This is a genomic window from Streptomyces sp. URMC 127, from assembly GCF_051386535.1.
In the GTDB taxonomy this organism is placed as follows: Bacteria; Actinomycetota; Actinomycetes; order Streptomycetales; family Streptomycetaceae; genus Streptomyces.
The window spans coordinates 1-21,262 of record NZ_JBPQTW010000083.1 but is presented as its reverse complement, the minus strand read 5'-3'; the positions used below and the strand labels follow the sequence as shown (position 1 = coordinate 21,262).

15 protein-coding genes and 1 riboswitch are annotated in these 21,262 nt (G+C 75.6%); of the genes, 7 read left to right on the top strand and 8 right to left on the bottom strand.

Annotated features, from left to right (window positions below):
- Positions 1–4 precede the first annotated feature (4 nt).
- Entirely contained in the window at positions 5–598 is a 594-nt protein-coding gene (locus tag ACSNOH_RS18205; protein WP_436722407.1) for a hypothetical protein, read from the top strand.
- Here ACSNOH_RS18205 and ACSNOH_RS18200 read toward each other — a convergent pair.
- On the bottom strand, positions 595–3,075 hold the full coding sequence (locus ACSNOH_RS18200; RefSeq protein ID WP_436722406.1) for a tetratricopeptide repeat protein: 2,481 nt from the start codon (positions 3,073–3,075) through the stop codon (positions 595–597). The genes ACSNOH_RS18205 and ACSNOH_RS18200 overlap by 4 nt on opposite strands.
- 171 nt (positions 3,076–3,246) lie before the next feature.
- Between ACSNOH_RS18200 and ACSNOH_RS18195 the strand changes: the two genes are divergently transcribed.
- Positions 3,247–6,486, top strand: a complete 3,240-nt coding sequence (locus ACSNOH_RS18195) for a tetratricopeptide repeat protein (RefSeq protein ID WP_436722405.1) — start codon at positions 3,247–3,249, stop codon at positions 6,484–6,486.
- A gap of 280 nt (positions 6,487–6,766) precedes the next feature.
- On the opposite strand, the gene ACSNOH_RS18190 is transcribed toward ACSNOH_RS18195, so the two are convergent.
- Positions 6,767–7,189: a hypothetical protein gene (locus ACSNOH_RS18190; protein WP_436722404.1), complete on the bottom strand. Its 423-nt coding sequence runs from the start codon at positions 7,187–7,189 to the stop codon at positions 6,767–6,769.
- A 175-nt stretch (positions 7,190–7,364) separates the two neighbouring features.
- Between ACSNOH_RS18190 and ACSNOH_RS18185 the strand changes: the two genes are divergently transcribed.
- Positions 7,365–8,294 carry a trypsin-like serine peptidase gene (locus ACSNOH_RS18185; protein ID WP_436722403.1) on the top strand — a complete coding sequence of 310 codons (930 nt, stop codon included), beginning with the start codon at positions 7,365–7,367 and terminating at the stop codon, positions 8,292–8,294.
- 40 nt (positions 8,295–8,334) lie between these two features.
- Here ACSNOH_RS18185 and ACSNOH_RS18180 read toward each other — a convergent pair whose 3' ends face one another.
- From ACSNOH_RS18180 to cobN, 5 genes are all read right to left on the bottom strand, one after another.
- Positions 8,335–9,102, bottom strand: a complete 768-nt coding sequence (locus ACSNOH_RS18180) for a hypothetical protein (RefSeq protein ID WP_436722402.1) — start codon at positions 9,100–9,102, stop codon at positions 8,335–8,337.
- Positions 9,102–10,373, bottom strand: a complete 1,272-nt coding sequence (locus ACSNOH_RS18175; protein WP_436722401.1) for a VWA domain-containing protein — start codon at positions 10,371–10,373, stop codon at positions 9,102–9,104. The genes ACSNOH_RS18180 and ACSNOH_RS18175 overlap by 1 nt, the downstream gene beginning before the upstream one ends.
- A 10-nt stretch (positions 10,374–10,383) precedes the next feature.
- A complete protein-coding gene (locus tag ACSNOH_RS18170; RefSeq protein WP_436722400.1) occupies positions 10,384–10,599 on the bottom strand; it encodes a hypothetical protein in 216 nt (71 codons plus the stop codon).
- 133 nt (positions 10,600–10,732) lie between these two features.
- The gene (locus tag ACSNOH_RS18165; RefSeq protein WP_436722399.1) at positions 10,733–11,440 is read right to left on the bottom strand and encodes a Crp/Fnr family transcriptional regulator; all 708 of its coding nucleotides are present in this window, start codon (positions 11,438–11,440) and stop codon (positions 10,733–10,735) included.
- Positions 11,441–11,450: 10 nt separating this feature from the next.
- Complete coding sequence (cobN, locus tag ACSNOH_RS18160; protein WP_436722398.1) at positions 11,451–15,122, bottom strand: cobaltochelatase subunit CobN; 3,672 nt, start codon at positions 15,120–15,122, stop codon at positions 11,451–11,453.
- Positions 15,123–15,234: 112 nt separating this feature from the next.
- A riboswitch (cobalamin riboswitch) is annotated at positions 15,235–15,308 on the bottom strand.
- A gap of 161 nt (positions 15,309–15,469) precedes the next feature.
- On the opposite strand from cobN, the gene ACSNOH_RS18155 reads away from it, so the two are divergent.
- From ACSNOH_RS18155 to ACSNOH_RS18145, 3 genes are all read left to right on the top strand, one after another.
- Entirely contained in the window at positions 15,470–16,900 is a 1,431-nt protein-coding gene (locus ACSNOH_RS18155; RefSeq protein WP_436722397.1) for a cobalamin biosynthesis protein CobG, read from the top strand.
- A 77-nt stretch (positions 16,901–16,977) separates the two neighbouring features.
- Complete coding sequence (locus tag ACSNOH_RS18150) at positions 16,978–17,604, top strand: precorrin-8X methylmutase (protein ID WP_436722396.1); 627 nt, start codon at positions 16,978–16,980, stop codon at positions 17,602–17,604.
- A gap of 11 nt (positions 17,605–17,615) precedes the next feature.
- Complete coding sequence (locus tag ACSNOH_RS18145) at positions 17,616–19,184, top strand: precorrin-2 C(20)-methyltransferase (protein ID WP_436722415.1); 1,569 nt, start codon at positions 17,616–17,618, stop codon at positions 19,182–19,184.
- 85 nt (positions 19,185–19,269) lie between these two features.
- Here ACSNOH_RS18145 and ACSNOH_RS18140 read toward each other — a convergent pair whose 3' ends face one another.
- Entirely contained in the window at positions 19,270–20,034 is a 765-nt protein-coding gene (locus tag ACSNOH_RS18140; RefSeq protein ID WP_436722395.1) for a cobalt-precorrin-6A reductase, read from the bottom strand.
- A 114-nt stretch (positions 20,035–20,148) separates the two neighbouring features.
- Here ACSNOH_RS18140 and ACSNOH_RS18135 point away from each other — a divergent pair.
- Positions 20,149–21,262 (top strand): cobalt-precorrin-5B (C(1))-methyltransferase (locus ACSNOH_RS18135; protein ID WP_436722414.1); only part of this gene is annotated, 1,114 nt, incomplete at its 3' end.

Sequence of the window (21,262 nt, the reverse complement as noted above, 5' to 3'; positions counted from 1 at the left end):
TGTGATGCCCGGTCATGCGCGCGCCGTCGTCCGGCCGGGAGGGCGCCGCCGCACCGCGACGGTGCTCCTGGCCGGCGTGTGCTGGACGGTGGGCCCCGGGCCCGGCGGTCCGTCGGCCGCCGACGTCCACTGGAGCGTGGACCCGGACGGGCGGGCCGGTGCCCGCTGGGCGGGGAGCGCCGACGTGCTGCGGTGCGGGCGGCCCTCGCCCGGGCCCGGTGCGGCGGCCTTCCGGGCGGTGAAGCTGCTCGCCCGGCACGCGGGCTGCCTGCTCGCGGCCGTACCCGCGGCGGGCGGTGTCCTGGTGATCGGGGTGCGGGGCGGGCGACTGCTCACGGTGGAGTACGGGCCGGGAGCGCCGCAAGGGCCGTGCGCGGCCGCCGGGGAGGCCGGTGTCGCCGTCCTCGCCTCGTACGTGCACGGCCTGCTCGTGGCGGGCCTTCCGGTGGAGCGGATCGCCGGGCTGGTCGTCGAGGGCAGCGAGGGGGCGCTCCGGCTGCGGGAGCCACGGCCGGTCCGCACCGCGGGGATTGACCGCCGCCTCGGCACGCAACCTCCGCGGCGGGCAGCGGCGCCTCCTCTCCGCTCCGCCCGCTAGCCGGGCTCAACCTCTCCCGGCAGGCCGGAGAGACGGGCTCTCAGACGGGCCGCGTCCGCGGGGCTGACGGGGGCGTACAGGGCCAGGGAGCGGGTGAACCAGTGGCGGGCATCCGCCGCGTCGCCGCGCTCCCCGGCCACCAGGCCGAGCATCTCCAGGGTGCGGGCCTGCCAGTGGACGGAGCCGGCCCTCTCGAAGCCGGCCAGGGCTCTTCGCAGGTGCCGGGTCCCCGTGGCCGGATCCCCGGCGAGGGCCGTGGCGCGTCCCAGGTGGGCGAGGGCGCGGGAGGCTTCGTAGGTCTCCCCGCCGGCGGTGAGGTCCTCGTACGCCCGGGACAGGTGGTCCGCCGCCTGCCGGGGGCGGCCCCGGGCCATGGCCGTCTCTCCCAGGCTGATGCGGGTGAGCGCCGCGCCGCGCCGGTAGCCGATGGTCTCGCGGAGGGCGAGGGCGCGGGTGAAGAACCCTTCGGCCGCTTCGGGTGCGCCGCGCAGGTGGTGGGCCTTGCCGAGGCCGTGCAGGGCCTGGGCCTGCTGGCGCGCGTCGCCGTCCTCCGTGGCGAGGGCGAGGGCGTCGGTGAACCACGGGACGGCGTCGCCGGGGCGGCCCGCGTTGCACAGGCCGTTGCCGCCGGAGGTGAGCATCCTGCCGATGCCCGCGCGGTCCCCGTCCCGCCGGGCCGCCGCGAGGCCGGTGTCGTGGGCCTCGACCCACAGGTCGTACGGCCGCAGACGGAGGAACAAGGGCCACATGGCGTCCGTGAGCTGCCAGGCGCTCGCGTCCCAGCCCCGCGCGGCCGCGAGCCGCACCGCGGCCATGAGGTCGTTGCGGTGGGCGTCCAGCCAGGCCAGGCCGGCGTCCGCGGTGCCGAAGGGCGCGGGGCCTTCGGGCAGGCAGGCGTAGGTGCGCGCCAGGTTGCGGTGGCTGGGGGTGATCAGGGCCTCGGCGGCCGTTGCGGAGGCGAGGCACCAGTCGACGAACCGACGGAGCATCAATTCCCTGTCTTCGGCTGAGCATTCGCTTTCGGCGTGGTGGGCGGCGTGGAGGCGAACGAGGTCGTGGAAGCGGTAGTGGTCGGCCTCGGTCTCCTCCAGCAGGTTCACGTCCGCGAGCAGCTCCAGCAGGTCCTCCGCCTCCTCGGGCGGCACGGCGCAGGCCGCGGCGACCAGGTGGGCGTCGTACTGGCGGACGGGCAGCAGGGCCATGGCCCGGTAGGCCCGGGCGGCCGCGCCGGGCAGGGAGCCGTAGGACTCGTCCAGGGCGGTGCGCACCGCGGCGTCTCCTTCCACGCTCAGTCCGTCGAGGGGCCCGCGGCCCCGGGTCAGTGCGGAGGCCAGCGCCGCGACGGGGCGCCGCGGCCGGGAGGCGAGCTGGGCGGCGGCCAGACACAGGGCCAGGGGCAACCGGCCGCAGAGGGCGACCACTTGACCGGCGGCCTCGCGGTCCCGCTCGACGCGGTCGCCGCCGACGGCCCGGGCGAACAGCTCCAGGGCGGCCGCGGGCGGGAGCATGCCGACGCGGTGGAAGCCGGCTCCGTCGACGGCGAGCCCGGTGAGGCGGTGCCGGCTGGTGACGACGACGAGGCTGCCGGGGGCGGCGGGGAGCAGGGCGCGCACCTGGGCGGCGGACAGGGCGTTGTCCAGCATCACGGTCAGCCGCAGGTCGGCGGTGAGGGAACGCCACAGGGCGGTCTGTTCGGGCGCGGCGGCCGGGACGGAGGGGGCGCCGAGGGCGCGCAGGAAGCCCGCCAGCGCCTCGGCGGGCAGGGCCGGGCCGCCGGCCGCGTGTCCGCGGAGGTCCGCGTAGAGCTGCCCGTCGGGGAAGTCGGGGGCGGCTGAGCGCAGCCAGCGGGAGACGAGGGCGGTCTTGCCGACTCCGGCGGGTCCGCTGACGACGACGAGCTGGGGTGCGTGGCGGCCGTGCGGGCTCGTACGGAGCGCGTCGAGCGCGTTCAGGTCGTCGGCGCGGTCGGTGAAGTGGGCGGGCACGGGGAGAAGTTGACGGGGCGTCGGAGGAAGTCTCGGCGCGGGGGCGTGGAGGTGGACGCCGCCGTGGATGTCGCGGGCCTGGAGACTGGGGCCGTCGACGCGGGCGTCCCCCTGCAGGACGTTGGTGTGCGCGGCACCGGCGTGGGGGACACCGGGATGCGGGGGGCCGGCGGGTGGAGCGCCGGTGTGCGGGGCATCGGCGTACGGGGCCGCGGCCGCCGGTGACCGGTGGGCGCCGAGCCACTCCCGTAAGGCTTCCCGCAGCGGGGGATCCTGCCGCACCAGCGCGGCGGCGAGGGCGTCCAGGCTCTCCCGCGCTCCGGTCCGCTCCGCCGCGGCCCAGGCGGCCGCGAGGGCGGCGTCGCGCTCCCGTGCGGCTCCCGTCAGCCGCCGCAGCGCCTGCCAGGCCGCTCCGCCGGGCGGCGGGACGGCGCCCGGCCCGGCTTCCCTCAGCGCCTCGGCCAGCACGCCGGCAAGGTCTCGTTCTCTCACCGTGTCCGTCGCTCCCCTCCGCGCCGGCGGATATGTCGCATGCACATGGCGTACCCGTCCGGCAATGCCTGACCGAAGAACTACCCATCCCGCACCATTTCGACCGCACCTCTTGGAACAGCGGGCATTTCACGGCCGCTCCTGCGCAATCTGGTAACGATGTTTGACGCTGTGTCATGCTCATCCTCCGAGTGGGACGTCCCGGCGGAAGGGGCGCTGGTGGAATTCCGGCTATTGGGCACCGTCGAACTGCGGGCCGGTGAACGGCGCAGCGGCCTCGGTTCCGGAAAGGCCCGCTGCACGCTCGCGGCCCTCGCCTACGACGTGGGCCGCCCGGTCAGCCTGGACACGCTCGTCCACCGCGTGTGGGACGACGATCCTCCGAAGCGGGCCAGGGAGAACCTCTACACCTACGCGTCCCGGATCCGTTCCGCGCTGCATCAGGTGGGCGGGGCGGACGCACCGGCCCTCACCTCCTACGCCCACACCTACATCCTCGAAGCCGACCCCGAGACCGTCGACCTGCGCCGCTACCTCGGGCTCATCGCCCAGGCGCGGGCCCTGGCGGAGAGCGGCGACAGCGCGCAGGCGATCCGGCTGCTGGAGGAGGCGGCGCGGCTGTGGCGGGGCGAACCGCTGGCCGGGCTGCAGGGCTCGTGGGCCGGGCACGTCCGGGCCACCGCCGAGACCGCGAGCGTCGCGGCCATGCGCACGCACGCCGTCCTCACCATGCGGCTGGGCAACTTCACGGACGCCGCCGCCGGGCTCGCCGCGCTGGCCGGGCGCTGCCCCACCGACGAGTCCCTGGCCGCCCTCCTGGCCGTGGCCCTGCACGGCAGCGGGCGCACCGCCGAGGCGACCCGGCTGCTGCGCCGGGTCACGCACCTGCTGGTCACCGAGCACGGGACGGACCCGGGCGAGGAGCTCCAGCGCGTCCAGCAGGGCGTCCTGAACAGCGTGCCCGCCGTCCAGCTGCTGCCGCGCACCGGCTCCGCGGAGCCCGGCCGGGAGCGGGCGGCGGTTCCCGACAACCTCCCTCACGACGTGCCCTGGGTGGGGCGCGCCGAGGAGCTGCGCCGGCTGTCCACCGCGCTCGCTCCCGGGCCGGACGGTCCGCGCTCGGTCGTGCTCCTGGAGGCCATCGACGGCATGGGCGGGGTCGGCAAGACGGCGCTCGCGGTGCACCTCGCCCACGAGCTGCGCGAGCGCTTCCCGGACGGGCGCATCTACCTCAACCTGCGGGCCCACGCGACCTTCCAGGAGCCCATGGAGCCGGAGGACGCCCTGGGCCGGCTCCTGCGGCTGCTGGGCGTGCCGGCCACCGGCCTGCCCCGTACGCTCGACGAACTGTCCTCGCTGTGGCGCACGATGCTCGCCGACCGGCGCGCCGTCGTGATCCTGGACGACGCGGCGGGGCCGGAGCAGATCCAGCCGCTGCTGCCGGGCGCCACGCCCAGCCAGGTCATCATCACCAGCCGGCGCCGGCTGGCCGGCCTGCCGGGCGTGCGCCCCGTCTCCCTGGACGTGCTGTCCCGGGCCGAGGCGGTCGCCCTCTTCCGGGACCGGGTGGGGCACCGCGAGCCGGAGGACGAGGGGGACTCCAAGGACACGGCGGAGATCGTCCGGTTGTGCGGCCACCTGCCGCTCGCCATCGAGATCGTCGCGAGCCGCTTCCTTACGCACGGCTCCTGGACCACCCGCGACCTGGTGACCCGTCTCGCCCGCAGCGAGCGGCTCCCGGAGATCCGCGACGGCCACCGCGACCTGGCCCGCACCTTCGACTTCTCCTACCGGTCCCTGACCGGCCTCCAGCAGACCGTCTTCCGCAGGCTCAGCCTGCACATCGGGGCCGAGTTCGGCGCGTACGCGGCGGCCGCGCTCACCGGCCTCTCGCTCGACGACACCGAACGGGCTCTGGAGGACCTGCTCAACTGCCACCTGTTGCAGGAGCCCACGCCCCACCGCTACCGCATCCACGACCTCCTGCGCGAATACGCGCGCGGCCTCACGGCCCGCGCCGCGGGGAGCGCAGGGCCGGACGACGCGGAGGACGGCGCGGCCCTGCGGCGGCTGCTCGACTTCTACCTGGACTGCGCCGACCGGGCCGACCGGATGCTGTACCCGCACCGCATCCGTACGGCCGTCACCCCGGAGCGCCCGCCCGCGGAGGCCCCGGTGTGGCTCGACCCGGTGGGGCCGCAGGAGTGGTTCGCGACGGAGAGCGCGAACCTGCTGGCGGCCCTGGACTACTGCCGCCGGGAGGGATCCGGCCGCCGGGCCGCACTGCTGGCGCACGCCCTCGGCGGCCACCTGGAGGCCGAGGGCCTGTGGGGCGTCGCCGAAGCGGCGCACCGGGCCGCCGCGGCGCACTGGCAGCGGGAGGCGAACGACCGGGCGCGCGCCCGGGCCCTGACGGACTTGAGCGTCGTGTGCACCAACGGGGCCCACTACGAGGAGGCGATCCGGCACGCGGACGAGGCGCTGCGCCTGGCGCGGGCCTCCGGGGACGCGGAGTGCGAGCCGGAGGCGCTGCAGCGGCTCGCGCTGCCGTACGCGTACACGGCCCGCAGCCACGAGGCGCAGGCCTTCCAGCGGGAGGCGCTGTCGCTGCTCATGCGCACCGGCAACCGGCTGCAGCAGGCCCGCTGCCTGAACAACCTGGGCATCATGCTGCTGGACGTGGGCCGCCACCACGAGGCCGTCGAGTGCTTCCTCGACGCCCTCTCGCGCTTCCGCCGGGTCGACGACCGGCGCGGGCAGTGCCAGATCCTGAACAACCTCGGCGAGATCCACACCCTCCTCGGCAACCGGGAGCGGGCGACGCGCTCGTACGCGCAGGCGCTCGCCCTGGCCAAGGCGAGCGGGAACCGCTGGTACCGGGCGACGGTGGAGATGAACCTGGCGCGGGTGCTCCTGGACTCCCAGGACGTGCAGCACCCGCTGGCCCTGTGCCGGCAGGCCCTGGACACCTTCCGCGGCATGGGCGACCGGCGCCACGAGTCGATCGCCCTCAACACCCTCGGGCAGGCGCTGCGCCGGGCGGGCCGCGAGGACGAGGCGCTGGCGCACCAGTCGGCCGCCCTGACCCTGGCGCGCCGGATCGGGGCCACGCCCGAGGAGGCGCACGCCCTGCGCGAGCTCGCCCTCACGGAGCTGTGGACGGGGCGGCTGCGCAAGGCGGCCGGGCACCTCGGTGCGGCGCTGGCCATCCACCGGCGCACGGGCGCGCACCTGGAGGAGGCGAAGACCCTGGAGGCGCTGGCGGAGCTGCGCGCGCAGAGCGGGGACGCGTCCGGGGCGCGGGCGGCGCGCCGGGAGGCGGCAGGGATCAGAGAGAAACTGAATGATCCCCTTCCCGACCCTTCACGACCCACTCCGCTCACATTCGATCAACTCGATCAGGGTGCCTGATCAAGGACGAGCGGCTGCCGGTCTAAGGCTGTCCTTCCTGCCGGGTGACCGGATAAATTCACCGCGGCCGCATGGCCATGCACGGCTGCGCATGCGCCGGCCATAGACCACCAGATCCGTACGACATCGCAAGACAAGGAACAGCGCAGTGCGCAAATTCATTCAACGGTGCGCCACCGCAGCGGCCTTCGCTGTCGCCGTCGTCGTCGCACCCCTCGCCACCGCAGCACCGGCCACCGCCGCGTCCCCGGTCTGCATCGCCTCCTGACGCGCCGGCGGCTCAATCCGCCGGGGCCTCCGGAGCGGGCGCCCCGGCGGGGCCGTGCCACGTGATGTCCCGCCCCTGGATCACGGTCCCGGTGCGGGCATTGCCGCCGACCGTATTGACGACCTGGCTGTCACCGGCGGCCCGGGCCGGCCCCATGCCCCGCGCCCACCGCACGAACTCGGCAGCCGCTTCGGGATCCTGGTGCAGATGCGCGAAGAGCAGCGCGGCGAGCGACCGGACCTGCTCGTCGTCGGCTGGATCGAGGGGCAGCCGCACCGGGCCGTCGTCGTCCGCCCGCGCTCCCCTGCGGCCGATCGCCCGCCGGGCGAAGTCGGCGAGGGAAAGCCACACTTGCCGTCCCGCTTCCGTGCCCGCCGAACCCGCGGCGGCCGTGACCGCGGTCGTGACGGCGGTCAGTGACACCGGATCAACCACTGGCCCACTCCTGCCCGATGGCCGTGACACCTCTCCCGGACTCCCCGTCGGACCGAGGCTACCGGCGCCGCTCCGGCGTGTCCCACGTCCTCGTGAATCCTGTCGCGTCCTGGCCTGTTCACCCCGGTCCCGCCCGTAGGACGATGACACGCTCGCCACGAGGAGGTATCCGACCATGCCCAGACCTCACAGACCCCGCCCCCTGCGCGGACCGGCCGCCGCCGTGCTGGCGGGGCTCCTGGCCCTCGCCGTGCCCGGCCCGGGAGCGGCCGCCGCCGGCGGGCCGCCCCGGCGCGCCGCGGCCGAGGCCGACGCCTACTGGACACCGGAGCGCATGGCGGCCGCGCTGCCCGCGGGGCAGCGCGCGGAAGGCCGGGGGCGGCCCGGCGCCGTGCCGCCCAGCCATCCCTTCGACGGGCTGCCGCAGGTGGGCACGTTCTTCTGGACCGACGGGCACGGCACCGGCCGCTTCTGCGGCGGCACGGTCGTCCGCAGCCGCCACCGGGACCTGGCCGTGAGCGCGGCCCACTGCCTGCGCTCGCCGGACCCCAGGAAGCACCTGACGTTCGTGCCCCAGTACCACGACGGGCAAAAGCCCCACGGGGCCTTCCCCGTGGAGGACATCTACATCGACCAGCGCTACTACGACCTCGGCACGGACCGCGGCGCGCGCTGGGACTACACGGTGGTCCGGCTCGGCGAGCGCGAGGACGGCGAGGCCGTGCAGGACGCCGTCGGCGGCTTCGGGCTCGCGATCCGCCCGGGGTACCGGCACCGCGACGTGCGGCTGATCGGCTATCCGGGCAGCAGCGACGCCCAGTACCCCAAGCCGCTGGACTGCTCCTCGTCCACGCACCGCTACACCAGCACCGACCCGAACGCCCCGGGCGACTTCCTGGAGATCGCCTGCGCGGGCTACGTCGGCGGCACGTCGGGCGGGCCGTTCCTCGTCCGCGACGAGGACGGCTACTCCGTGATCGGCGTGATCGGCGGCTACCACACCGGGGGCGACACCCCGGACATCTCCTACAGCTCCTACTTCACGGACGACCTGCTGGAGCTGTACCTGGACGCCGTGGAGGGCGAGCGGCCCGCGGGCCGGTGAGCGGGGCGCCGGAGCGCCTGCCCACCGGCCGCGCGGGGCGCTACTGCCCCGCGGGGCGCCGCGGGTGGCGGGTCAGCGTGTAGCCGCCGATGGCCGCGAGCGCGCCGAGGACGGCGCCGCCCACGGTCCACGCCCAGCGGTCCGACCACCAGCTGCCGTTCCAGCCGTCCTCCGGCTCCTCGACGGCCGCGGCGTGCAGCGGGGCCACCTCGCCGCCTTCGGCGCGGGCACCGCCCGCGTCCTTCGCCGTCGCCTCGACCTCGGCCTTCACGGGCAGGCCGTGATCCTGGTCGGGGGCGTCGGTCAGCGTGAGGCGGATGTAGTACGCCCCGGGCAGCGGGTCGTTCGCCCACCGCTCGGCCCACGGGCGGACGGTCCGCAGCGTGCAGGTCAGGGTCACCGAGGCGTCCTGCGCGGAGGCCCGCTTCGTGGGCTCGCCCGAGGCGCAGGCCTGGCGGCGGCGCAGCCCGTCGTAGACGTCGAGCTGCCAGACGGCGGAGCCGTGCCGCACGGACGCCTCGGGCAGGTTCACGGTCGCCTTCACCTGCGGCTGCTGCCCGGCGCCCGCCGGGAACTGCCAGTAGAGGTAGTCGCCCGTGGAGGCGTCGGCCGTGGCCTTCTGCCCCTGCTTGAGGACGGTGGCCGTACGGAAGCCGGTCCCGGCCTCCGTGGGCGCGCCGTCCTCGCCGGCCGGGGCGCTCGGACTCGACGAGGCGACGGCTGCGGCTGCGGCGCCGGCCGGGGTGAGCAGTGCGGCGGCGGTGAGCAGCGCGGCCGAGGCCGCGCGGGCCGTACGGGTGAGTGCCATCAGTTCGCCCTCCACACCGAGACGCGCCAGCGGGAGACCCAGCCCCACACCAGCCCTGCGATCAGCCCGGTCAGGGCCAGGACGCCCAGCAGCACCCAGCCGCGGCCGAGGCCGAAGGCGGCCAGGTCGGAGGGGTCGTCCGGGGCCTTTGCCAGGTCGACGGCCAGCTCGACGGGCAGGCCCGGGTCGCGCTTGACGTTCGGCGGGGCCGAGAAGGAGCTGGAGACCTCCAGGCAGACGGTCCGCGGCTCCTTGCCCTTCTCGTCCTCGTCGCCGGCGTGGCCGTTGGGGTAGCGCAGGCCGGACGAGACGACGTCCGTCCGCCCGCTGCCGGCCTCCGCTCCGCGGACGAGCTCCTGGCCGCCCTCGCTCACGGCGCGCACCAGCACGCCGTAGTCACGGTCGACGGCCCGGTCCGCGCCGATGCTCACCGACGTGCGCAGCTCCTGACCCGGCTTCACCTTGACGCGGTACCAGCGGTGCTCGGAGAACGTCTCGCGGTCGGTCCACAGGCCGGCGCCGATCTCGGGGGCCTTGGAGCAGGAGTCCGCGCCCTGGACGGGCTTCGGGGTCTCGACGGGCGTCTCGGAGCGGCGCACGAGCTGCTTGATGCGGCCGGACAGCTCCTTGGTGTGCCGCACGGTGCTGTACGTGCCGCCGGTGGCCTCGGCGATGCAGCTGAGCTGCTCGCGCGTCTTGTCGTCCTGGGCCAGGCCCAGGGTGTCGATCGTCAGGTGCGTGCCCTTGGCCGCGAGTTCGCGGGCCACGTCGCACGGGTCGGGCTGCCCGCAGGAGTCCTCGCCGTCGGTGATGAGGACGATCCGGCGGGTGCCGCCGTCCGTGCCGAGGTCCTGGTCGGCGCCGCGCAGGGCGTAGCCGATCGGGGTCCAGCCGGTGGGCCGCAGCGTCGCGACGGCGGCCTTGGCCTCGGTGCGGTCGACGCGCCCGACGGGGTAGAGCTGCTTGCTGTCGCGGCAGCCCAGCGTCTTGTCGTCACCGCCGTAGTCGGCGCCGAGGGTGCGGATGCCGAGCCGTACGCCCGCCGGGACCGCGTCGATGACCTCGTTGAACGCCTGCTGCGCGGCCGCCATGCGGGTGCGGCTGCCGCCGTCCACGTCCTGGGCGCGCATCGAGCCGCTGACGTCCAGCACCAGCTCGACCTTCGGGGAGTCCTTCGGGGGGCCGTCGGCGGCGTCCGCCGGCGCGATCCCCCCGGCCAGGGCGGCGAGGAGGGCGCAGGCGCCCGCTGCCAGCCGTTTTCTGATGATCATCCAAACGATCCTACTGACTTCCGGAGGCCGAAACGCCCGGGGACGGCCGGCGCACCGGCTCGCCGTGCGAACCGCCCTGCTCGTGACCGCCGTTCAGCAGCCCCCAGCCGAGGAGGGCCGCGACGGCGAGCGCGATCCAGCCCGCACCGCCCTTGCCCGCCTCCCGCGCGGGCGGCTTCGTACAGGCGCAGCCGGCGTGCCGGCAGCAGCACATGTGGTCGTCCATCGGGCAACTCCGCTCCTCGGTCCGGCCGGTGCCCCTCCCCCCGCCAGGGGCACCGGTACGGTCAAGGCTCGGCGTAACGGCCGGGACGGAGTGCACCGCGCGTGCACAGCGGACGTGGCGTGCGTCACACGCGTCAGGCGTCGCTGCGGGCGACGGCGCGCAGCCCGGCGACGTCGTGGACGACGATGCTCCTGCGCCCGGCCCCGACGACGCCGTCGCCGATCTCGCGCAGCCGGGCGCTGACGGTGTTGCGGGAAACGCCCAGGTACTGGGCGAGGTCGGACCTGGTGACGGCCAGTTCGACGCCGGAACCGGCGGCGGCCGCGGCCTCGCCGGTGGCGGCCACGAGCGCGAGCAGCGCCTGCGCGACCCGCTCGCAGGACCCGCCGTGACCGGCCCGCGCCCGGTCGGACTCGCCGAGGCGGATCAGGGCGTGCTCGTGCAGGACGGGCGACAGCCCGTGCCGCTCGACGAACCGCCGGAAGCGGTGCTGCTCCACCACGGCGACCGCGCAGGCGGAGATCGCCTCGACCGTGGCCAGCCGGGCCGCGCCGGCCCGGGCGACCGCGGCCTCGCCGACCACGTCGCCCGCGCCGCGGAAGGCCAGGACGCGCACGGTGCCGTCCCGCTCCGCGAAGGTCACCTTGACGACCCCGGCGGCCAGGGCGAGCGCGTGCGTGCCCGGGTCGCCCTGCCGCAGCAGCACGTCCCCGGCGCGATGCGCGCGCCGGTGGCCCTCGGCGAGCAGCGCCTCCCACAAGGGGGCGCCGATCAGGCCGGCGAGGGTGACGCCCAGGGCGTGCCCGGGCGGCTCCCCCGCCGTGTGCGACCGTCCGCCCATGGGGCAGAACCTAGCCTTCGGCGCCCTCTTCCAGGGAGCCTTCGGTCTCCAGGAACACCTGCCGCAGCGCTTCGAGCGTCCCGGCGTCCGGCTTGGCCCACATGCCGCGGCTCTCCGCCTCCAGGAGGCGCTCGGAGATGCCGTGCAGGGCCCAGGGGTTGGCCTCCTGCAGGAAGGCGCGGTTCTCCGGGTCCAGGACGTACGTCTGGGCGAGCTTGTCGTACATCCAGTCCGCGACGACGCCGGTCGTGGCGTCGTAGCCGAACAAGTAGTCCACGGTCGCCGCGAGTTCGAAGGCGCCCTTGTAGCCGTGGCGGCGCATGGCCTCGATCCAGCGCGGGTTGACCACGCGGGCGCGGAAGACGCGGGACGTCTCCTCGACCAGGGTGCGGGTGCGGATCGTCTCCGGGCGGGTGGAGTCGCCGATGTACGCCTCCGGCGCCCTGCCCCGCAGCGCCTTGACCGTGGCGACCATGCCGCCGTGGTACTGGAAGTAGTCGTCGGAGTCGGCGATGTCGTGCTCGCGGGTGTCCGTGTTCTTGGCCGCGACCGCGATGCGCTTGTACGCCGTCTCCATCTCCTCCCGGGCCGGGCGGCCTTCGAGGCCGCGGCCGTAGGCGTAGCCGCCCCAGACGGTGTAGACCTCGGCGAGGTCGGCGTCGGTGCGCCAGTCGCGGCTGTCGATCAGCTGGAGCAGGCCGGCGCCGTACGTGCCCGGACGGGAGCCGAAGATGCGGGTGGTCGCGCGGCGTTCGTCGCCGTGCGCGGCGAGGTCCGCCTGGGCGTGGGCGCGGACGTAGTTGTCCTCCGGCGCCTCGTCCAGGGAGGCCACGAGCCGGACCGCGTCGTCCAGGAGGCCGATCACGTGCGGGAAGGCGTCGCGGAAGAAGCCGCTGATGCGGAGGGTGACGTCGATGCGGGGACGGCCGAGCTCCCCAGGAGTGACGGCTTCGAGCCCCGTCACCCGCCTCGACGCCTCGTCCCACACCGGCCGGACGCCCAGCAGCGCCAGGGCCTCCGCCACGTCGTCGCCCGCCGTGCGCATCGCGCTCGTGCCCCACAGGGACAGGCCGACCGACTGCGGCCACTCGCCGTTGTCGGTGCGGTAGCGCTCCAGGAGGGAGTCGGCCAGGGCCTGGCCGGTCTCCCACGCGAGGCGGCTGGGAACGGCCTTGGGGTCGACGGAGTAGAAGTTGCGGCCGGTCGGGAGGACGTTGACGAGGCCGCGGAGGGGGGAGCCGGAGGGGCCGGCGGGGACGAAGCGGCCCTCCAACGCCCTTAGGGCGTTGTCGAGTTCGGCTGTCGTGCCTGCCAGGCGGGGGACGACTTCGCTTGCCGCGAAGGTCAGGATCGCGGCGACGGGGTCGGCGTTTACGGGATCGGTGCCCGGCACCAGGGGTTGTGCCCACCCGTCCCGCCCTGCGGGACGATCGCCCACAACAGTGGCGACCGCTGCCGGGTCCCAGTTTGCCGCCTCCATCGCCTCCACGAGGGCCCGGGCCTCCGCCTCCGCCGCGTCCGCGGTGGTGCGCGTCGCCGCCGACTCGTCCAGGCCCAGCGCCTCGCGCAGGCCCGGCAGGGCCGACTTGCCGCCCCAGATCTGGCGGGCGCGCAGGATCGACAGGACCAGGTTCACGCGATCGGCGCCGACCGGGGCGGAGCCCAGCACGTGCAGGCCGTCGCGGATCTGGGCGTCCTTGACCTCGCACAGCCAGCCGTCGACGTGCAGCAGGAAGTCGTCGAAGCCGTCGTCGTCCGGCCGCTCGTCCATGCCCAGGTCGTGGTCGAGCTTGGCGGCCTGGATGAGGGTCCAGATCTGGGCGCGGATCGCCGGCAGCTTGGCCGGGTCCATGGCGGAGATCTGCGCGTACTCGTCGAGGAGCTGTTCGAGGCGCGTGATGTCGCCGTACGACTCGGCACGGGCCATCGGCGGCACGAGGTGGTCGACGAGCGTGGCGTGGGCGCGGCGCTTGGCCTGCGTGCCCTCGCCGGGGTCGTTGACGAGGAAGGGGTAGACGAGCGGGAGGTCGCCGAGCGCGGCGTCGGGGCCGCAGGCGGCGGAGAGGCCCGCGTTCTTGCCGGGCAGCCACTCCAGGTTGCCGTGCTTGCCGAGGTGCACCATGGCGTGGGCGCCGAAGCCGCCGTCCTCGCGGGCGGCCGCGATCCAGCGGTACGCGGCGAGGTAGTGGTGCGAGGGCGGCAGGTCCGGGTCGTGGTAGATGGCGATGGGGTTCTCGCCGAAGCCGCGCGGCGGCTGGATGAGGATCAGCAGGTTGCCGCGGCGCAGGGCGGCGAGGACGATGTCGCCTTCGGGGTTGCGGCTGCGGTCGAGGAACATCTCGCCGGGGGCCGGGCCCCAGTGCTCCTCGACGGACTCGCGCAGCTCCTGCGGCAGCTGGGCGTACCAGCGCTTGTAGTCGGCCGCCGGGATGCGGACGGGGTTGCGGGCGAGCTGCTCCTCGGTGAGCCAGTCCTGGTCGTGGCCGCCGGCCTCGATGAGGGCGTAGATGAGCTCGTCGCCGTCGCCGGACGCCAGGCCCGGCACCTCCTCGGCGCCGAAGTCGTAGCCCTCCTCGCGCAGCCGGCGCAGGAGCGCGACGGCGCTGGCGGGGGTGTCGAGGCCGACGGCGTTGCCGATGCGGGAGTGTTTGGTGGGATACGCGGACAGGACGAGCGCGATCCGCTTCTCGGCGGCGGGGACGTGGCGCAGCAGGGCGTGGCGGACGGCGATGCCGGCGACGCGGGCGGCGCGCTCGGGGTCGGCCACGTAGGCGGGCAGGCCGTCCTCGTCGACCTCCTTGAAGGAGAACGGGACGGTGATGATGCGGCCGTCGAACTCGGGCACGGCGACCTGGGTGGCGGCGTCGAGCGGCGAGAGGCCCTCGTCGTTCTCCTCCCAGGCGCTGCGCGGGCCGGTCAGGCACAGGGCCTGCAGGATCGGCACGTCGAGGGCGGCGAGCGCGCCGGCGTCCCACGACTCGTCGTCGCCGCCGGCGGAGGCTTCGGCGGGCTTGGTGCCGCCCGCGGCGAGGACGGTGGTGACGACGGCGTCGGCGCCGCGCAGGGCGTCGATCAGCTCGGGCTCGGGGGCGCGCAGCGAGGCCACGTACAGCGGCAGGGCGCGGCCCCCGGCGTCCTCGATCGCCCCGCAGAGGGCCTCGACGAAGGCCGTGTTGCCGCTCATGTGGTGCGCGCGGTAGTAGAGCACCGCGACGAGCGGCCCGGCCGCGCCGGCCTTGGGGGTGCGCTCCAGCTCGCCCCAGGCGGGGGCCGCGGCGGGGGGCTCGAAGCCGTGGCCGGTGAGCAGCACGGTGTCGGAGAGGAAGCGGGCCAGCTGCTCGAGGTTGGCCGGGCCGCCGTGGGCGAGGTAGGCGTGGGCCTCGGCGGCGATGCCGACGGGGACGGTGGAGGCCTCCATCAGCTGGGCGTCGGGCGCCTGTTCGCCGGTGAGGACGACGACCGGGCGGTCGCCGGCGAGCAGCAGGTCCAGGCCCTCCTGCCAGGCGCGGATGCCGCCGAGGAGGCGCACGACGACGAGGTCGGTGCCCTCCAGGAGCCCGGGCAGGTCGTCGAGGGCGAGCCGGGCGGGATTGGCGAGCCGGTACGGGACCGGGCCGCCCTGAGCTGCTGCCGCGCGGGCGCTGAGCAGGTCGGTGTCGGACGTCGACAGGAGAAGGATCACGCGGCGCTCCCCAGGGCATCGTGGGTCGCCCGGGGTGCCCGGCACCGGAATGTGCGCATGCGGCGGCAAGCCTTCCTCGGGGTCCGCGCCCCGGGCGGGTGGAGGACGGCGGGAGTTCCTGACTCGCCCGGCGGGAGTGCCGGGCTCACAGTGGCGGGACCGTGCCGGAGTCTCACCGGCTTCCTCCCCTGTCGCCGTCGCTGGCGTTGGGTGGAGCGGCGCTCGCGCAAGCGGGCACCGTCCCCCCGTGGAGCATAGTAAAGCCCAGGCAGGCGGCGGTACGGGAGTCTGCGGGGCGTGCGGTACGGGGCCGTGCGCCGGGCGGGGGCGTCGGTATGCTCGCCGCCATGTCCACCACCCCCGCCCCCCTCCCGGACCGGGCCGGCCCCGGTGCCGGCGCGCCCTCCGCGGGGCCCGTCCGCGAGCGGGGCGACGCCTGCCCCGGCGCGCTGCGGCTGCACACCGCGGACGACGGGGCGCTGGCCCGGATCCGGCTGCCCGGCGGGTTGTTGACGTCCCGTCAGGCGCTGGGGCTGGCCGGGATCGCGGAGGAGCTGGGGGACGGGCACCTCGACCTCACCTCGCGCGGCAACGTTCAGCTGCGGGGCCTCGCCGACGGCTGCGGCGGCACGGTCGCCGGGCGCCTGCGGCGGCTCGGCCTGCTGCCGTCGGACCGGCACGACCGGATCCGCAATGTGGCGGCCTCGCCGCTGTGCGGCGTGGACGGCTGGACTCCGGATTCCGCTCCGGTCCCGGGGACCGCACCGGCCGATGTCCAGGGCTGGGCCCGTGAACTGGATGAACTGCTCTGCTCCGAGGGCACCGGCAGCGATCTCACACCGCTCTCCGGAAGATTCCTCTTCGGACTGGACGACGGGCGGGGCGACATCGTGGCCCTGCGGCCCGATGTGACATTGATCGCAAGCGGCGCCGGGCGGGCCGACGTGTGCTTCGGCACCACCGGCCCCGGCCTGCGCGTCGCCGCCGCTGACGCACCGCGCGCGGCCGCGCTGGCGGCGGCGGAGTTCCTGGCGGCCCGGGAGGACTCCGGAAGCGGGGCGTGGCGCGTACGGGAGCTGCCCGCCGGGCAGCGGCCTTCCGCCGGCCGGCTCGCGCAGCGGCTCGCGGCGCAGGGCATCGCCTCCACGCCGCTCCCCTCGCCCCGGATCCCCCTGGGCGACCCGCCCGTTCCGGGCCTCCTGACGTGCCCGGACGGGCTCTGCGCCCTGTCGGTGACGGCGCCGCTGGGCCGGCTGACCAGCAGGCAGTGGCGGGTCGTCAGCGGCTTGGCCGCGCAGTGGGGGAAGCAAGAGCTCCGGGTGACGCCCTGGCGCGGCCTCGTCATCCCCGGGCTCCCCGCTCAGGAGGCTCCCGGCCTGCTGGCGGAGCTCGCCGGCGCGGGCTTCGTCACCGCCGCGGACTCCGCCTGGCACCGCGCCGGAGCGTGCGCCGGGCGCCCCGGATGCGCCAAGTCCCTCGCCGACGTGCGGGCGGACGCGGCGGCCTGCCTCGCGGACGGGCAGGCTGCCGGTGCGGCGGCGCTCCCGGTCTACTGGTCCGGGTGCGAGCGGCGTTGCGGGCACCCCGGAGGCGGCCCGTGGGTCGACGTCCTGGCGACGGGCGACGGCTACGAGGTCTCCCTGCGGGGAGGCGGCGAGGCGGACGGCCCGCCCCGCAGGGTCACGCCCGGCGGCCTGGCCGGTGCGGTGTCGGCGGCCCGTGCCACGAGGGAGACGGGAGCCCCTACGGCGGCCGCAACGGCGGCGACAACGACATAGCGGCACGGCACACAGCATCACACTGCGGCATCACACTGCGGCACGGACAGACGAAGCACCATAGCGAGCGAGGAAGAGTGTTCGACTACGACAAGGACGGCGCGTCCATCTACCGCCAGTCCTTCGCCACCATCCGCGCCGAGGCGGACCTCGGCGGACTGCCGCCCGACGTCGCCCGGGTCGCGGTGCGCATGATCCACGCCTGCGGGATGACTGACCTCGTCAAGGACCTCGCGTACTCCCCCGGCGTCGTGGCCGCGGCGCGCGCCGCGCTCCTGGCGGGGGCGCCGGTCCTGTGCGACGCGAACATGGTCGCCAGCGGCGTCACCCGCAAGCGCCTGCCCGCGGACAACGAGGTGCTGTGCACGCTCGCCGACCCGGCGGTCGCCGGGCTGGCCGCGCGCATGGGCACGACCCGCAGCGCCGCGGCCCTGGAGCTGTGGCGCGACAAGCTGGACGGCGCCGTCGTGGCCGTCGGCAACGCGCCCACCGCGCTCTTCCGGCTGCTGGAGATGGTGGCCGAGGGCGCGCCGCGGCCGGCCGCCGTGCTCGGCATACCGGTCGGCTTCATCGGCGCCGCCGAGTCCAAGGACGCCCTGGCCGGCAGCCCGCTGGGGCTGGAGTACCTGGTGGTGCGGGGGCGGCGGGGCGGCAGCGCCATGGCCGCGGCCGCGATCAACGCGATAGCGAGCGAGGAAGAGTGAGCGACAAGCCCATGACCGGCGGCCGGCTGTACGGAGTGGGGCTCGGCCCCGGCGACCCGTCGCTGATGACCGTACGGGCCGTCGAGGTCATCGCGGCGGCGGACGTCGTCGCGTACCACAGCGCCCGGCACGGCCGCTCCATCGCGCGCTCCATCGCCGAACGCCACCTGCGGCCCGGCCACATCGAGGAGCGCCTGGTCTACCCGGTCACGACGGAGACGACGGACCACCCCGGCGGCTACCGGGGCGCGATGGAGGAGTTCTACGAGGAGGCCGCGGCGCGGCTCGCCGCGCACCTGGACGCCGGGCGCACGGTGGCCGTCCTCGCGGAGGGCGACCCGCTCTTCTACAGCTCCTACATGCACATGCACAAGCGCCTCGCCGGCCGCTACCCCACCGAGGTCGTGCCGGGTGTGACGTCGGTCAGCGCGGCGGCGGCGCGCCTGGGCGAGCCTCTCGTCGAAGGCGAGGAGGTCCTCACGATCCTGCCGGGCACGCTGCCCGAGGAGGAGCTCGCGGCGCGGCTCGCCTCCACCGACTCGGCCGTGGTCATGAAGCTCGGCCGGACCTTCCCCGCGGTACGGGGCGCGCTGGAGCGCTCGGGCCGGCTGGACGACGCGCGGTACGTCGAGCGCGCGACGATGAGCGGCGAGCGCACGGGGCGGCTCGCGGACGTCGACCCCGCGTCGGTTCCGTACTTCTCGGTGGCCGTGCTGCCGAGCCGTGTCGGTGCGGGGCCGGGTGGGGAGTCCGGTGCGGCGGCGGATGCGGCGCCCGGCGCGTCGTCGGATGCCGCATCCGGCGCCGGGCGGGGTGAGGTCGTGGTCGTCGGGCTCGGCCCGGCGGGCCCGCTGTGGCTCACCCCCGAAGCGCGCGGCGAGCTGGCGGCCGCGCAGGACCTCGTCGGCTACAGCACGTACGTGGACCGGGTGCCCGCCCGCCCCGGTCAGCGCCGCCACGCCTCCGACAACAAGGTGGAGTCCGAACGCGCCGAGTTCGCGCTGGACCTCGCCCGGCAGGGGCGGCGGGTCGCCGTCGTCTCCTCGGGCGACCCCGGCGTCTTCGCCATGGCCACGGCCGTCCTGGAAGTGGCCTCCGAGGACCCGTACCGCGGCATCCCGGTACGGGTGGTGCCCGGCATGACGGCGGCCCACGCGGCCGCCTCCCGCGCGGGCGCCCCGCTGGGCCACGACTACGCGGTGGTCTCCCTCTCCGACCGGCTCAAGCCGTGGGAGGTCATCGCCGGACGGCTGCGCTCCGCCGCCGCCGCGGACCTCGTCCTGGCCCTGTACAACCCCGGCTCCCGCAGCCGGGTCTGGCAGGTCGGCAAGGCCCGCGACCTGCTGCTGGAGCACCGCGCCCCGGACACCCCGGTGGTCGTCGCCCGCGACGTGGGCGGCCCCTCGGAGTCCGTCCGCATCGTCCCCCTCGGGGAACTCGACCCGGCCGAGGTCGACATGCGCACGATCCTGCTCGTCGGCTCGACGCAGACGCGGGTGGCGGAGCGGACGGCGGAGGGCTCGCCGAAGAGGGTCGTGTGGACGCCGCGGAGGTATCCGGAGGGGGCAGCTCAGGAGTGACGTTGCGGGAGTGACGCCGCGGGAGTGACGACCGGTCCGGCGGCGGGCAACCCACGCGTACGTGACCGGCGGTGCCGGACGCGGCTCAGGCGTCCTGGAACCGCCGGCGCAGCCACGCGTGGGCCTCCGCCGGGCTCGCGGCCACCGGTACGCCCTCCGGGGCCGGGGGGCGGCGGACGACCACGACCGGAACGTCCGCCTCGCGGGCCGCGGTCAGTTTGGCCGAGGTCGCCGCCGCCCCGCTGTCCTTCGTCACGAGGACGTCGATCCGGTGGCGGCGCAGCAGCTCGCGCTCGCCTTCGAGGGTGAACGGGCCCCGGTCCAGGAGGACTTCCATGCGGGGCGGGGCCGGCGGCCCGGGGGCGTCCACGGAGCGGACGAGGAACCACATATCCTCAAGGTGTGCGAAGGCCGCCAGGCCCATCCGGCCCGTGGTCAGGAACGCGCGCTCCCCCAGCGCGGGCAGCAGCCCGGCGGCTTCCGCCAGGGAGGCGACCGGGTGCCAGCGGTCGCCCGGGCCCGGCTCCCAGCCGGGGCGGCGCACGGCCAGCAGCGGAACGCCGGTGGCCGCGGCGGCCTCCGCCGCGTTGAAACTGATCGTGCCGGCGAAAGGATGGGTGGCGTCGATGAGCGCGTCCACCTGCTGCTCGCGCAGCCACCGGGCGAGGCCGCCCGGGCCTCCGAACCCTCCGATGCGGACCTCGCCCGCCGGCAGCCGGGGCTCCGCCACGCGCCCGGCCAGCGAGGTCGTCACCTGCAGCCCGGGGTTCGCGTCGAGCTCGCCTGCCAGCCTGCGGGCCTCGGTCGTGCCACCCAGGATGAGGATGTGGGGGCGGCGGCGGTCGATCACGGGGGGCCTTTCTGTGCGGCTTGGTTCGGGTTTGCTGGGTTTGCAGGGATTGCCCGGACTTTCCCCTGCGGGTTCGTCCGGGTCTTTCCGCTCAGACTACGGCCGGTGGCTGCCATGACCGGCACCGCCATCGGTGCAGGTGCCGGTGCCGGCTCCGGCTCCGCCGGCAACGCCGTCGGCGGGCGCGCCGCCCAGCTACAGCACACCGGCCTCCGCCACGGCTGGACCACCGGCGCGTGCGCCACCGCCGCCACCACCGCCGCGTACACGGCGCTCCTCACCGGCGAGTTCCCCGACCCCGTCACCATCACCCTGCCCAAGGGGCAGACCCCCGCGTTCGCACTCGCCGCGGAGCGGCTGGAGTCCGGGGACCGCGGTCCCTCCGCCATGGCCGGCATCGTCAAGGACGCCGGTGACGATCCGGACGTCACGCACGGCGCGCTGGTCCGCTCGACGGTACGGGCGCTGCCGCCGGGTTCGGGAGTCGTCTTCCGGGCCGGGCCCGGCGTGGGCACCGTCACCCGCCCCGGGCTGCCCCTGGACGTCGGCGAACCCGCCGTCAACCCCGTGCCCCGGCAGATGATGCGCGACCACGTCGCCGAGGTCGCCGCCCGGCACGGCGGCTCGGGCGACGTCGAGATCGAGATCTCGGTCGACCACGGCGCGGAGATCGCCCGCTCCACCTGGAACCCCCGGCTCGGGATCCTCGGCGGCATCTCCATCCTCGGCACCACGGGCATCGTCGTGCCGTACTCGTGCTCCGCCTGGATCGACAGCATCCGGCGCGGCGTGGACGTCGCCCGCGCGGCGGGCCGCCGCCACGTCGCGGGCTGTACGGGGTCGACGTCCGAGAAGGTCGCGGTCGCGGTGCACGGCCTGCCGGAGGACGCCCTGCTGGACATGGGCGACTTCGCGGGGGCGGTGCTCAAGTACATCCGCCGGCATCCGGTGGACCGGCTCACCGTCGCGGGCGGCTTCGCCAAGCTCTCGAAGCTGGCGGCGGGCCACCTCGACCTGCACTCGGGGCGCTCCCAGGTCGACAAGGGGTTCCTCGCGGAGCTGGCCCGGCACGGGGGTGCCGGCGACGAGCTGGCGGCCGCCGTCGCCTCCGCCAACACGGGGCTGGAGGCCCTGCGGTTGTGCGAGGCCGCCGGCGTTCCGCTCGGCGACCTCGTCGCCGCCACCGCCCGCGACGAGGCGCTCGCCGTGCTGCGCGGCGCGCCCGTCG